We start from the raw sequence: 13,416 nt of genomic DNA, 5'->3' as shown, positions 1-13,416 counted from the left end.
CCTGAAATTGCACTTACAGCTTCAAAATCTCAAGTAAACGCAAGTTGTGGCGGAGCTTCCACTGGATCTGCAACTGTCATAGCTTCAGGCGGAACTGGTACTTATACTTATTCATGGAATACAACTCCAGAACAAACTTTAGCTACAGCCACAAATCTTCTAGCAGGAAATTATAGTGTAGTAGTCACTGATTCTAAAGGATGTACATATACTGCAACATTTGATATCCTTGATGGAGATTCTGTTAAACCAATAATTGACCCGCTACCGGAAACCTCAACTATTACCTGTCCTGCAGAACCTGTATTTGCTCAGGCTACGGCAACAGACAACAATGGTACAATTTCTTCATTAACTTATGAAGATATTGTAACTCCAGGAAATTGTGCCGGTTCTTATACGAAAACGAGAACTTGGACAGCTAAAGATGCTTGTGGAAATATCTCTCTTCCTGTAAGTCAAACAATTAGTGTACAAGATACTTCGGCTCCAACATGGTCAACTGCTGTTGTTTCTTTAAACAAAACTATCGAATGCAGTGATGTAGCGGCTTTAACTGCTGCACAAGCATTGTTCCCAATAGCAGCTGATTCATGTGATAACGATGTTTCGAATATCGTTAAAGTAAGTGGGGCTTTTGTAGCTTCTGCAGATTGTTCGAATGCGGGAACTTATACCAATACCTGGACTGTTAAAGACGATTGCGGAAATACTTCTGATACTTTCACGCAAGTGATTACGATTGAAGATACTACTAAACCGACATTTATCGGTACCCTTCCTTCTGACATTACAGTTTCCTGCGATGCCGTTCCTAAACCTGCAAATATGGAAGCTTCTGATAATTGCAGTGGTAATCTGCCAATTGTTTTCACAGAAACTAAAAGTAATATCGCAAATGAGTGCGCTTCTAATTACACTCTAACCAGAAAATGGACTACCAGTGACTGTGCAGGAAATACTATATCATATACTCAAATTGTAACTGTTAGAGACACAACTGCGCCTACAGGAACTGCTCCGTCTGACATTACTGATTTACAAAGTATTGCTGATATTCCGGTTGGAAGCCCTGCTGATATAAAAGATGCTGCTGATAATTGCAGTAGTACTGTAAACATCACAGTAAGTGATTCTAATAATGGCGGAACTGGATGTGGTGGTAGTCCTTACATTTTAAAAAGAACCTACACTCTAACTGACTGTGCAAATAATAAAACCGAGTTAGTACAGACCATTACAGTCCGAAATAATGATTTAACAACAGCAGCAATCTCTACTCAAGCTTGTAATGCTGATTCATCAACAGTGAACTTATTTAGTCTATTGCCAAAATCGACAAATGTTACAGGTACCTGGATTGATACTGATAATTCTCATGCCATAAATGGTAATGTTGTTACTTCATTTGGACTTCCGATCGGTAATTATGAATTTGAATATCGAATACTGGATGGGGGCTGTCCAAGAAGTTTGTTTGTAAATCTTTCTATTAACGATGATTGTAAAGTATTAGCGTGCGGAAATGTTGTGGTACACAATGCTTTCTCTCCTAATGGCGACGGAGTAAATGATTTTTTCAAAATAGATAGTATTGATGATACAACTTGTTATCCTGAAAACAATGTAGAAATATACAATCGTTGGGGAATATTGGTTTTTGAAACTAATAATTACAATAATACAACCAACGCTTTCGACGGAACATCAAGAGGCAGAACAACTATTAAGCAATCTGACGGACTGCCAACCGGAACTTACTTCTACATTATTAATTATAAATCATTAGACGGAAATAATGTAATTCAGAATAATAAGAAAGATGGATATCTATATCTGTCCAAATAACAAACATCAATAAAACACTGTCTGGCAAAGACATATAAATATATTTACAAATAATTAATAGAAAAAATCCTTATTTTTGAATATACAAATGAATTGACTTTTTTTAGGATTGTAATTAATAAAAAAAATCAATAGTAATAATAAAAATAATCTACTATGAGAACAAAATTATTTTTCTTCGTCATTATGTTTGTAAGTATTGCCGGTTATGCACAGCAAGATGCACAATTTACGCAATACATGTACAACACCATCACCATAAATCCTGCTTATGCGGGATCACGAGGAGCTTTGAGTATTTTTGGTTTATATCGTACCCAATGGGTGGGACTCGACGGAGCTCCTGAGACCAGTAGTTTCTCGGTTAACAGTCCTATTAACAACAGCAATTTAGGAGTTGGTGTATCTTTGATCAATGATAAAATTGGTCCCACCAATGAGAATAATCTATCGGTTGATCTCTCCTATACTGTTCAGACCTCAGCTGATTTCAAGCTTTCCTTTGGGATAAAAGCCACGGGGAATCTATTCAATCTCGATGTCAATAAATTAAATCCTGCCGATCAGGGAGACCCGCAATTTCAGAACCTGGATAATGTCTTTAAACCCAATATCGGAGCCGGGGTCTACTGGCATTCTGATAAGGCGTATATCGGATTATCAGTTCCAAATTTTATTGAAACCAATCGTTATGATGACAATGATATCGCCATTTATAAAGATAAAATCAATTATTATTTAATTGCAGGTTACGTATTTGATCTGGATAAATACCAATACATCAAGTTCAAACCCGCTGTTTTGGGTAAAATGGTCGAAGGAGCACCGCTTCAGGTCGACATCTCGGCCAACTTTATGTTCATCGACAAATTTGTTGTGGGAGCGGCCTACAGATGGAGCGCCTCGGTGAGTGCCATGGTCGGTTTTCAGGTTACAGACGGTTTGTACATAGGCTACGGTTATGATCGTGAAACCACCAAACTAAACAATTATAACTCAGGATCACATGAAATCTTCCTGCGTTATGAATTCTTCAAAAACAACGGTAAAATGACCACACCACGTTTCTTCTAAAAATAAATGATTATGAAAAATTATATATTCCTTTGCCTGACCCTGATAATTGTTTTTTCATTTGACAGTTATGCACAGCAATCCAAAGCAGCGGCCGGTGATAAAAAATACGACAATTACGCTTATATCGATGCCATTAAGACCTATGAACGTGTCGCCGAGAAAGGATACAAATCGGAGGATATGTTCAAGAAACTGGGGAATTCCTATTATTTCAATTCTGATTTTGACGGCGCAGCCAAATGGTACACCGAACTGTTTGCCATGAATACAAGTGTAGAACCGGAGTATTATTACCGTTATGCACAATCACTAAAATCAACAGGACAGACCGATAAGGCCAATAAGATCCTGGCAGAGTTCAATGCCAAATTCAAAAATGACAACAGGGGAAAATTATACAAGGAAGATGTCAATTATCTGGATCAGATCAAAGCCAACTCGGGACGTTATAAAATCGAAGATGCCGGAATCAACTCTAAATATTCTGATTACGGATCTTTTGTATACGACAACAAAGTATACTTTGCCTCGGCAAGGGATACCGGGAACTTCTCGCAGCGCAAACACAAATGGACCAATGAATATTTTACCAATTTGTATTTTGCCGATGTAGATCCTGCCACCAATACAGCTTCGAAAGTAAACAAGTTTAAAACTTCGATCAATACCAAGTTCCATGAATCTTCGCCCGTGTTTACCAAAGACGGAAAAACAGTTTATTTTACCCGAAACAATTATGTAAACGGCAAAAAAGGAAAAGATGACAACAAAATTACTTTAGTCAAAATATACAAAGCTACACTGGATAATAACGGCAAATGGACCAACATTACCGAACTTCCTTTTGACAGCGACAATTACAGCACGGCGCATCCTGCTTTGAGCCCTGACGAAAAGACCTTGTATTTTGCATCGGATATGCCCGGAACGTTAGGTCAATCGGATATTTATAAAGTAAGCATTAACAATAACGGAGGTTATAGCACACCGGAGAACCTGGGCAATACGATCAATACTGAAGGCAAGGAAACTTTTCCGTATGTGACCAGTGAAAACGAAATCTATTTTGCCTCAGACGGACATCCCGGACTTGGAGGACTTGATGTATTTGTGGGCAAAATCGAAGACAACGCAACCATAAGCAACATTCAGAATGTAGGTGCCGATGTCAATTCCCCACAAGATGATTTTGCTTATATCATAGATCCCGCTTCAAGAAGAGGCTATTTCAGTTCTAATAAAGAGGGCGGTCAGGGATCTGATGACATCTACAAGTTTTTGGAAACCAGAAAACTGCAATGTGTTCAGACCTTAGAAGGCATTATCACTGATAGCCAGACAAATGTCGTTTTGCCGGACACCAAAGTCACTTTATACGAAGGTACAACTATCAAAAACACTACAATTTCAGATGCAAGTGGCTATTATACTTTTGCTGTTGAATGCGGAAAAACTTATAACGTAAGGGCAGAAAAACAAGATTATACTACTAAAGAAGTCAGTGTAACTATTGGAAAACTAACCGGAAAAACAAGCCTTCCGATTGCACTGGATAAATCAACCTGCAAAGTGACCATTGGCGATGATTTAGGAAAATGTTTTGGCATCAAAATGATTTATTTCGATTTGGATAAATCAAACATCAGAACCGAAGCAGCGCTGGATCTGGAAAAAATCCTGGACGTACTGAACAACAACCCAACAATGAAACTCGATATTCGTTCGCATACCGACAGCAGGGCTACGCACCAGTACAATCAGACTTTATCAAACCGAAGAGCAAAATCGACCATTGACTGGCTGATTAAAAACGGTGTCGCCAAAAACCGATTGACAGGAAAAGGATATGGTGAAACACAGCTTGTAAACGGCTGTTCTGACGGATTACAATGTACTGAAGAGGAACATCAAATGAACAGAAGAAGCGAATTTATTATTATGGGACTTTAAATAATTCAATATTTTAAAAATCCAAATTCCAATAACGAATAGACGTATTGGGATTTGGATTTTTTATTTTGTAATTATACTAAAAAAAAAGTCGTTGCAAATCTTAGATTTGCAACGACTACTAAAAACCAACCAGTCCAATAATATTTTAAATTTTAGCGAATATATTCGTGTAATATTTTTTTCCTGTTTTAGGATCTGTTGTTACTGATAAACCAAAATGAGTAAAATCTCCTTCGATATTTTGTTTATGTCCCGGACTATCTAACCATGCTTTTACAGCTGCTTCAGAAGTTTTATAATTATAAGCTACATTTTCGCCTACTTTTTTAGCTCCTAAAACACTCACAATATTATTCGAACGTGAAGTAAAATCATTATGATCAACAACATTATTGGCAATCATGTAATTATTATGTTCTTCGCATTTAAACGAAATATGATTTATTTTTTCTAAGGCATTCAAACCAATACTTAAACGATAATCATTAATAAGTTTCATGGTTTCTGTCTCTGAATCATTATAAGAGTAGTTTGCTATCAGAGCTTCAGTTGTAGTACTATTATCCGTTCCCTCTGCACTATCTGCAGAGCATGAGTTCATTGTAATCGAAATTACAACGAACATCATGGCACACATTATCTTTTTCATAATCAATAGCAGTTAAAATTAAAGTAAATGTTGGGGCAAATTCCTTAAATTATATTTTAGATAAATTGTTTTTGTTTCTTATTCAAACTTATTCAATTTATCGGCTAACTGCAAAATTAATCGATGAACTACATGTTAATTTATTTTAAAAAAGTAAAAATCTTACAAATTAAGAAGAAAGTCGCTCAATTTTCCATGAAAAATCAGATTGACTCTGATAACGAATCCTGTCATGCAATCTATTAGGCCTTCCCTGCCAGAATTCTACTTCAAGAGGAGTGACTAAATATCCTCCCCAATTTTCAGGTCTCGGGATTGGTTTTCCTTCAAATTCTTTCTCTAATTTCTTCAGATTTTCCTCTAAGAAAGTTCTTGACGGAATCACGTCACTTTGATGCGAAACAATTGCACCTAACTTACTTCCGTCCGGGCGGGAATCAAAATAGCCATCAGAAATATTTTCAGATGTTTTTTGTGCAATACCTTTTATAATTACCTGACGTTCCATCTCCTGCCAAAAAAAAGACAAGCATACATGAGGATTTGCAGCGATCGCTTTTCCTTTTTCTGAATCATAATTAGTATAGAAAATAAAACCTTCTTCTGAAAATTTCTTTAATAAAACTACTCTCGATTTCGGAAAAGCATCCAAGCCAATAGTCGAAATTGTCATGGCATTTACTTCTCCGCCAGCACCGAACTCTTCTACTTCATGAAACCATCTGTTAAAAAGATTAATGGGATCTTCAGGAATATTCGTTTCTAATAATTCACTTTTCTCGTAAGATTTTCTATAATTGCTTAAATCACTCATTTTTTTAGATCTTTAGATTGTTAAACTGCTTAGATTGTTAGATTTTCTCTTAAACTGATAATTCATAACTCTAAACTCATAACTTTTTTTTACCACTCAAAAGAAACTCCGTCATCTCCCAAAAGTACGTTAGGAAAAATTTCCTGGGCTTCTACTTTAAAACGTTCAATACCGTCATATCGTGTAGAATAATGCCCTAATACCAATTGTTTTGCATTTGCTTTAAGCGCAATTGTTGCTGCTTCTTTGGCAGTAGAATGCAATGTTTTTAGAGCTAAAGCAGCTTCTGATTCCAAAAAGGTAGATTCATGATATAAAACATCAACATCTTTTATAATCGGAATAATAGCTTCGTTGTAAACGGTATCAGAGCAAAAGGCATAACTCAGTGCGGGAATAGGATCAAACGATAATTTTTCATTTTCGATTACTGTTCCGTCATCAAGTGTCACATCTCCACCCCCTTTTATTTTTTGATAATAAGCAGTATGAATATCGTATTGCTGAACAGCCTCAACATTTAGTTTTCGTTCTCCGGGTTTTTCCTGAAATAAGAATCCGTTGGTATATACGCGATGTTTCAGCGGAATTGTTTTTACAATAACTCTGTTATCTTCAAAGATCACTTCGCTTTCTTTTGATTCCAGCTCATGAAAGAAAAGCTCGTAAGTGGTCCAGGAATTGGATAACTTTAGTTGTAAAGTAATAATTTCCTTTACTCCTTTTGGTCCGTAAATATGCAAATCAGTTGTACGGCCTAACAGGGCAAAAGTCGAAATAGTCCCTATTAATCCAAAAAAGTGATCACCGTGTAAATGCGAAATAAAAATGTGATTAATTTTCGAGAATTTAATCTTGTTTTTACGTAATTGTACCTGAGTTCCCTCGCCGCAATCAATTAAAAATAATCTGCTCTTAATTTCTAAAACCTGCGAAGTCGGGTTGGTAATTGTTCTGGGAGTCGCGGCATAACAGCCTAGTATGGTAAGTTTCAATTTTTGTTAATTCGTTTAATTGTTTATTTGTTCAATTGCAAAATTGGTAATTTGTTCCATCGCAAAATTGATTAAACAGCGGAACGATTAACCGATTAAACTGCTAAACAACTAAACCAATTTTAAAACCCGAGGTCTCTTTCAATTTCTTCCATTTCGATAATATCGTGCGCTTCCAAAAGGGATGGAACAACAGTCAATTTATCCGAAACAGCATTAAAATCAAGATCTTCCACCACAATTACAAATGATTTTTTGGCTTTTTTTTGCTGTTTTACAAGTGGTAAAAAAAGCTTTAAATCTTTTTCAGACAAACCGGAGTCTGCTGATAAATCGATTATAATGTTTTGTTTTTCAAAGGTTTTAAATTGCTGCGTTACTTTTTCCAGAAAAGCATTAAAATCTCCCTGTGTATTTTTAATCGTAACGGTATGTCCTTTTTGATCTACTTTCATCTTCTTATTTATAGGCACTGTTGTGAGAGCTAAGGTACGAAGTTTTTTTATTTTTTGTTTCAGGTTTGTTAGACTGAACGGAGTCGAAGCCCTTTTTAACTTACAAGCCTTCGACTCCGCTCAGGATGACAACTGTGGTATGAGACATTGTTAATACTGAAAACTGCGCCCCAAACTGAAAACTAAAACTATTGAATCTTAGACGCCAAAAGATAAATCACCGCCATTCTGATCGCTACACCATTTTCGACCTGATTCAAAATCACAGAATGATCTGAGTCGGCTACTTCAGAAGTTATCTCTACTCCTCTGTTGATTGGTCCGGGGTGCATGATGACAATTTCTTTTCCAAGGGAATCTAATAAAGATTTGTCTACTCCGTATTGTTGCGCATATTCACGTGTTGACGGGAAAAAATTCACATCCATACGTTCGTTTTGTACGCGAAGCATATTCGCTACGTCACACCATTCTAAAGCTTTTCTTAAATTGGGCTCAACTGTAACTCCAAGCGATTCGATATATCTTGGGATTAATGTTTTTGGTCCGCAAACTTTTACTTCGGCACCTTGCATTTGCAAAGCATATATGTTGGACAAGGCCACTCTCGAATGCAGAATATCGCCTACAATAACTACTTTTTTTCCGGCTACATCGCCTAATTTTTCTCTTATTGAATAACTGTCAAGCAAAGCCTGCGTAGGATGTTCGTGTGCACCGTCTCCGGCGTTTACAATACTGGCTTTGACATTTTTGGATAAAAAATAAGCCGCTCCGGGATTGGAGTGGCGCATTACAACCATGTCTACTTTCATGGAAAGGATATTATTTACAGTATCGATCAGGGTTTCTCCTTTTTTAACCGAAGACTGAGCTGCCGAAAAACTGATAACATCAGCAGATAATCGTTTTTGAGCCAACTCGAACGAAAGTTTTGTTCTGGTACTATTCTCAAAGAAAATATTGGCAATGGTAATATCTCGTAATGAAGGAACTTTTTTAATAGGTCTGTTAATGACTTCTTTAAAATGATCGGCAGTTTCAAAAATCAGGTTAATATCATTCTCGTTGATGTATTTTATTCCTAATAAATGATTTACGCTTAATTCTTTCATTTTTATTTCTTTAATATTTATTTGTCAAATTCATGAATTTCTGAAAATATTCAGTTCTTCAATGCTTCTAAAAAAGAGAAGCTGCTTATTGAACCATTCTGTCTACAACTTCACTGTAATCCTGGAGGTCTCTTGCGTCTTCATCAAAAATCTTTTGCCATCTGAAACCCGGAATTTCAATTTTTGTTCTGGCAGAGCCGTCCCATTTTATTTTAAAATCGTTGTTTATTAAAACTTCGGCTACTACTTTCCCTACTTCTATTGTTGTTGCATCATCAGAATTATCTACTTTCTGAAAAGCGATAAACAAACTTGGATTTTCAACTGCAATTGCTCTCGCTAAATCCTGTTCGTGATAAAAGCAATAACCGTCTGATTCTACTTCATTTTCCTGAAGTTCTCTTTCCACTTCAACTACTTCATATTCACCGTCAGTTGTAGTGTAACCTGCGTTGTGAAGTGCGACGATGTTTTCATCACCTAATTCATCAAACGCATTTATTAGCCTTTCAGTATCTGTCGGGCTTTCCCATTGTTTACTTTCTGACAATAACTTTTGGTATTCTTCCCTTATTTTATCGAAAGCCCACTCTTCTGAGATTTCATCTGCAAATTCGTTGTCTTCAATTTCTTCTATAATGTTCTCCTGAATCTCATCAAGAGAAAGAAATCCCATTCTTACCTGATTAAAAATGGATTCATAAATAAACGCTTCATTCTCTGTCATATTTTTTTGTTTAATCGTTTATTTGTTGATTTGTTTAAGCGTTTATTTGCTATACCGGTAATCGTTTCCTTCCTATTAAGCAATTAAATAAATCACCGATTAAACTTTTAATTCGTTATCAAATAAACGGCATCCTCGCCTTCATTCTCTTTCCAGCTTACTTTTACTTTTTCGCCATTGATAGCATCTACCTGACGGCCACGATAATCGGGCTGAATAGGTAAATTACGGCTAAAACGTCTGTCGATTAACACTAACAATTCGATTTCTGATGGTCGCCCAAAAGACTGAATTGCGGTCAAAGCAGAACGTATGCTTCGTCCGGTAAACAATACGTCATCGATAAAAATGACTTTCTTGTTTTCGACTATAAAATTTATTTGTGTTTTATTGGCTTCCAGCGGTTTATCAGTACGACGAAAATCATCTCTAAAAAAAGTGATGTCCAGATATCCTAAAGAAATCTCCGGAACCTGGTATTCGTTTTCTAATATTTGTTTTAAACGTTCAGCTAAAAAAACGCCTCTTGGCTGAATCCCAACCAAAATAGTATCCGAGAAATCAAGGTGTTTTTCGATTAACTGACAAGCCAAACGATGGAGTATGATAGTAACTTCTTTTGAATTAAGTAATACTTTTTGGCTCATAATTAAGTGTAATGTTTGGTTGGGCAAATATACGAAATCAGAATTTATTTGTTGGGGTGTTGAGTGGGGAAATATTTTTTTATTGAAATGAAAGTATCTTGGGTTTGAAGTAGAATTGTTTTTAGATAACTTTTATATTTTAATTTACGGTTTTCCGTATAAATTTTCAATTATATATTTCTATTTTTGAAACAAATAAATATTTAATAATCTATTATATCATATTATATTTAGGATAATTTTTAAAGGAAACTATATGCTAAAAACTAGAATTACCAGATTTAAAATTTCAAAACTATTTGGATATCAGGATGTTGATATCGATTTTAATGATCGTTACAAAATTTTAGTTGGAGAAAATGGATTAGGAAAAACTACTATCCTTAATGCTTTATATTTTATTTTAGATAAAAAATTCAATAAACTAAATAATTTAAAATTTGAGTCAATAGAAATAGTTTTTGGTAACAAAAGTAAAATATCATTTACTAAGAGTGATCTAAACTTTTTTGTAGAGGGCAGAAGCAGGAATCAGGAAAGTCATTTCTTTCAATTATTGCGAGATAAAATCACAAAAGATAATGTTGATACATTTAAAAAGATAATTTTAGATAAAAATGTTAGTGAATTAACTAAAAGAATAGCTGTTAGCGAGCAACTGAATAAAATTGATATTAAAATAAATGCTCCAACAAAATTCATATATGATAATATAACCAAATTTATAGAAGAATTTGAAGCAATAAATTTTCAAAGGGTAGTAGATGTTTTAGATCTAAATATTTCATCTAAAATTTTATATTTCCCAACGTATCGAAGAATAGAATCTCATATTGAAACCCTTAAAGTAAAACGAAATTCACATAATATCATTCCTAAGTGGGATGATGACGATGACTTTTCTAATTCAAATTTTGACGATAATTTAAAATTCGGAATGGAAGATGTCATGGAACGCATTGAAAATTTAACAGAAGAAATTAGGGAAATGTCTCTATTAGGTTTTTCAAAAATTACAGGAGATCTATTAAGTCAACTATCTAATGAATTTAAAAATTATACACTAAAAAACAAAGTCGATAATAAAAAATTACAGATTATTCTTGACAGAGTTGGCAATTCTATAAGCGAAATTGACAAGGAGAACATAAAAAATTATATAAAATCAGGAGATAAAAATAATAAGGGATTACTGTACTTGATTGATAAATTAATTGATTTATACAACGAACAAGAAACACTTGATGTTTCTATCAAAAATTTTGCTGAAACGTGCAATAAGTATTTGAACTTAAAACAATTTATTTATGATGAAAGTTCTGTAACGCTAAAAATTTTTAGAGTTAATGCGAATGATGAAATTGAACTAGAACAATTATCATCAGGAGAAAAACAGATAGTTTCACTTTTTTCTAAAATTTATCTAGAGCTAGACAAATCTTTTATTATACTATTTGATGAGCCAGAACTTTCGCTATCAATTTATTGGCAACAAAGGTTATTATCAGATATTTTAGATTCAAAAAAGTGTAGCTTCTTACTTACAGTAACTCATTCACCATTTATTTATGATAACCAAATGGAAAATTATGCATTTGGTTTAACTGACTATATTAAATTTAACTAAATGCAACCAAAGGATTTATTAAACAAAGCGAAATCTCCTAAAGTAGCTTTTCATAGGTTTGTTCTTTTACATAGAAAAGAACATAGTGCCGATCTATTTTGCTTCTTTGAAGGATCTGATTCTCAATATTATTTCCCAAGAATAAATATTTACAATCAAAACCACCACCCTATAATTTGCGGAAACAAAAAAGCGGTTTTTGAGGTATATGATTTTATTAAATTTAAGTATCCAAATTATAAAACCTCCTTTTTTGTCGATTCAGATTTCGACGAAAAGAATGAAAAAGTTGGTTTATATACAACATGTGGTTATTCCATAGAAAATTTTTACTGTACTGAAAATGTAATAAATAGAATTTTAAAAAATGAATTTTTCCTTAAAATTACAGATTCAGAATACATAAAATTAATGGATTTATTCAACCAAAGACAAAAAGAGTTTCATCAAGCAACTAGTTTATTTAATTTATGGTATTTCTCCGCAAAAGAAAAAGCAAAAGCCCTAAATCAATCAACTAATGTTAGCTTAGATGAAAAATTTCCTAAGGATTTTATTACTTTTTCATTTAATTCTATTACTTCAAACTATTCGCTTGAAGATATTAAAGAAAAATATCCTAATGCCATTGATGTCACGGAAGAAGATTTAAATAAAAACAGAGAGTTCTTTTTTTCCAAAGAACCGACTTTAAGATTTAGAGGAAAATATGAAATTGAATTCATTATAAAATATATAAACTTTATTATAAATGATGCAAATACAACAAAAGCCATATTAAAGAAAAAAACTAAATTTAAAATAGATTCTGCTTTAGTTTTAACTCAACTTTCTCAATATGCCGAAACTACGAGCAATCTTATTAATTTTCTAAAAACTTGTGCCTAATTTTCTATTACCAAAATACAAGTAAAAAGCTATAAAACCATGAAAGTAAAAGTCATAGGAATTCCAGTTCAAGACCAAGAAAAGGCATTACAATTTTATACTACAAAATTAGGTTTTATTAAAAAACATGATATGCCTTTAGGCGAAGGCAACAGATGGTTAACGGTAGTTTCTAAAGATGAACCAGATGGCATTGAAGTTTTATTAGAACCATCACCTAATCATTTTGAACCTTCAAAAACGTATCAAAAAGCGCTGTTTAAAGCCGGAATTCCGTACACGCAATTTAATGTAGATAATCTCCAGGAAGAATATGATCGTCTTGTACATCTTGGCGTAGAATTTAGCATGAAACCAACTGAAATGGGAAATGTAAAAATTGCTATTCTGGATGATACTTGCGGGAATAAAATTCAGCTTATTGAGATGTTATAACGATTCATTCTTCTACTGGATTAATCCCGAAGCCTCGGGACAGCCCTACAATATGGGTCGAGCCTATGGCTCTTTTTGAATATCTTGATATCCTTTAAGATTAATCAAAATCATAGAACTTTTGAATTAAAATATATAGCACTTTTTTTAAAAACTAATAATTGTTGAAATAAAATCGACTACAAT

13 protein-coding genes are annotated in these 13,416 nt (G+C 34.0%); 6 read left to right on the top strand and 7 right to left on the bottom strand.

Going from position 1 to position 13,416, the window contains the following annotated elements:
* The 3 genes from B0A67_RS12295 to B0A67_RS12285 form a co-directional block, all read left to right on the top strand.
* Positions 1-1,848, top strand: a 1,848-nt coding sequence (locus B0A67_RS12295) for an HYR-like domain-containing protein (protein ID WP_207557333.1), incomplete at its 5' end; no start/stop codon positions are given.
* A gap of 156 nt (positions 1,849-2,004) precedes the next feature.
* Complete coding sequence (locus tag B0A67_RS12290; RefSeq protein ID WP_072964931.1) at positions 2,005-2,922, top strand: PorP/SprF family type IX secretion system membrane protein; 918 nt, start codon at positions 2,005-2,007, stop codon at positions 2,920-2,922.
* A 12-nt stretch (positions 2,923-2,934) separates the two neighbouring features.
* Entirely contained in the window at positions 2,935-4,875 is a 1,941-nt protein-coding gene (locus tag B0A67_RS12285; protein WP_072964932.1) for an OmpA family protein, read from the top strand.
* Between the two features lie 148 nt (positions 4,876-5,023).
* On the opposite strand, the gene B0A67_RS12280 is transcribed toward B0A67_RS12285, so the two are convergent.
* The 7 genes from B0A67_RS12280 to pyrR form a co-directional block, all read right to left on the bottom strand.
* Positions 5,024-5,527 carry a CAP domain-containing protein gene (locus B0A67_RS12280; RefSeq protein ID WP_072964933.1) on the bottom strand — a complete coding sequence of 168 codons (504 nt, stop codon included), beginning with the start codon at positions 5,525-5,527 and terminating at the stop codon, positions 5,024-5,026.
* A 169-nt stretch (positions 5,528-5,696) separates the two neighbouring features.
* Positions 5,697-6,341, bottom strand: coding sequence for a pyridoxamine 5'-phosphate oxidase (pdxH, locus tag B0A67_RS12275; protein ID WP_072964934.1), 645 nt, complete (start codon positions 6,339-6,341; stop codon positions 5,697-5,699).
* An 89-nt stretch (positions 6,342-6,430) separates the two neighbouring features.
* The gene (locus B0A67_RS12270) at positions 6,431-7,336 is read right to left on the bottom strand and encodes a ribonuclease Z (RefSeq protein WP_072964935.1); all 906 of its coding nucleotides are present in this window, start codon (positions 7,334-7,336) and stop codon (positions 6,431-6,433) included.
* 122 nt (positions 7,337-7,458) lie between these two features.
* Positions 7,459-7,791 carry a ribonuclease Z gene (locus tag B0A67_RS12265; RefSeq protein WP_072964936.1) on the bottom strand — a complete coding sequence of 111 codons (333 nt, stop codon included), beginning with the start codon at positions 7,789-7,791 and terminating at the stop codon, positions 7,459-7,461.
* A 188-nt stretch (positions 7,792-7,979) separates the two neighbouring features.
* Positions 7,980-8,906 (bottom strand): aspartate carbamoyltransferase catalytic subunit, encoded by a 927-nt coding sequence (locus B0A67_RS12260; RefSeq protein WP_072964937.1) that lies wholly within the window; start codon positions 8,904-8,906, stop codon positions 7,980-7,982.
* 85 nt (positions 8,907-8,991) lie between these two features.
* Positions 8,992-9,633, bottom strand: a complete 642-nt coding sequence (locus tag B0A67_RS12255; RefSeq protein WP_072964938.1) for a DUF6891 domain-containing protein — start codon at positions 9,631-9,633, stop codon at positions 8,992-8,994.
* Positions 9,634-9,740: 107 nt separating this feature from the next.
* A complete protein-coding gene (gene pyrR, locus B0A67_RS12250; RefSeq protein ID WP_072964939.1) occupies positions 9,741-10,280 on the bottom strand; it encodes a bifunctional pyr operon transcriptional regulator/uracil phosphoribosyltransferase PyrR in 540 nt (179 codons plus the stop codon).
* Positions 10,281-10,536: 256 nt separating this feature from the next.
* Between pyrR and B0A67_RS12245 the strand changes: the two genes are divergently transcribed.
* The 3 genes from B0A67_RS12245 to B0A67_RS12235 are packed head-to-tail and all read left to right on the top strand — an operon-like array spanning position 10,537 to position 13,230.
* A complete protein-coding gene (locus tag B0A67_RS12245) occupies positions 10,537-11,907 on the top strand; it encodes an AAA family ATPase (RefSeq protein WP_072964940.1) in 1,371 nt (456 codons plus the stop codon).
* Positions 11,908-12,795: a DUF4435 domain-containing protein gene (locus B0A67_RS12240; RefSeq protein ID WP_072964941.1), complete on the top strand. Its 888-nt coding sequence runs from the start codon at positions 11,908-11,910 to the stop codon at positions 12,793-12,795.
* 39 nt (positions 12,796-12,834) lie between these two features.
* Entirely contained in the window at positions 12,835-13,230 is a 396-nt protein-coding gene (locus tag B0A67_RS12235) for a VOC family protein (protein ID WP_072964942.1), read from the top strand.
* Positions 13,231-13,416 lie beyond the last annotated feature (186 nt).

It is taken from the genome of Flavobacterium aquidurense (genome assembly GCF_002217195.1).
In the GTDB taxonomy this organism is placed as follows: Bacteria; Bacteroidota; Bacteroidia; order Flavobacteriales; family Flavobacteriaceae; genus Flavobacterium; species Flavobacterium frigidimaris.
The sequence above is the reverse complement of the archived record's forward strand: the minus strand, read 5'-3'. Positions and strand labels throughout refer to the sequence as shown.

Excerpts from the sequence above, each read along its gene's own strand:
- B0A67_RS12290 (WP_072964931.1), top strand. The coding sequence starts at position 2,005 with ATGAGAACAAAATTATTTTTCTTCGTCATTATGTTTGTAAGTATTGCC.
- B0A67_RS12255 (WP_072964938.1), bottom strand. The coding sequence starts at position 9,633 with ATGACAGAGAATGAAGCGTTTATTTATGAATCCATTTTTAATCAGGTA.
- B0A67_RS12240 (WP_072964941.1), top strand. The coding sequence starts at position 11,908 with ATGCAACCAAAGGATTTATTAAACAAAGCGAAATCTCCTAAAGTAGCT.
- pdxH (WP_072964934.1), bottom strand. The coding sequence starts at position 6,341 with ATGAGTGATTTAAGCAATTATAGAAAATCTTACGAGAAAAGTGAATTA.
- B0A67_RS12235 (WP_072964942.1), top strand. The coding sequence starts at position 12,835 with ATGAAAGTAAAAGTCATAGGAATTCCAGTTCAAGACCAAGAAAAGGCA.
- B0A67_RS12280 (WP_072964933.1), bottom strand. The coding sequence starts at position 5,527 with ATGAAAAAGATAATGTGTGCCATGATGTTCGTTGTAATTTCGATTACA.
- pyrR (WP_072964939.1), bottom strand. The coding sequence starts at position 10,280 with ATGAGCCAAAAAGTATTACTTAATTCAAAAGAAGTTACTATCATACTC.
- B0A67_RS12260 (WP_072964937.1), bottom strand. The coding sequence starts at position 8,906 with ATGAAAGAATTAAGCGTAAATCATTTATTAGGAATAAAATACATCAAC.
- B0A67_RS12285 (WP_072964932.1), top strand. The coding sequence starts at position 2,935 with ATGAAAAATTATATATTCCTTTGCCTGACCCTGATAATTGTTTTTTCA.
- B0A67_RS12245 (WP_072964940.1), top strand. The coding sequence starts at position 10,537 with ATGCTAAAAACTAGAATTACCAGATTTAAAATTTCAAAACTATTTGGA.
- B0A67_RS12265 (WP_072964936.1), bottom strand. The coding sequence starts at position 7,791 with ATGAAAGTAGATCAAAAAGGACATACCGTTACGATTAAAAATACACAG.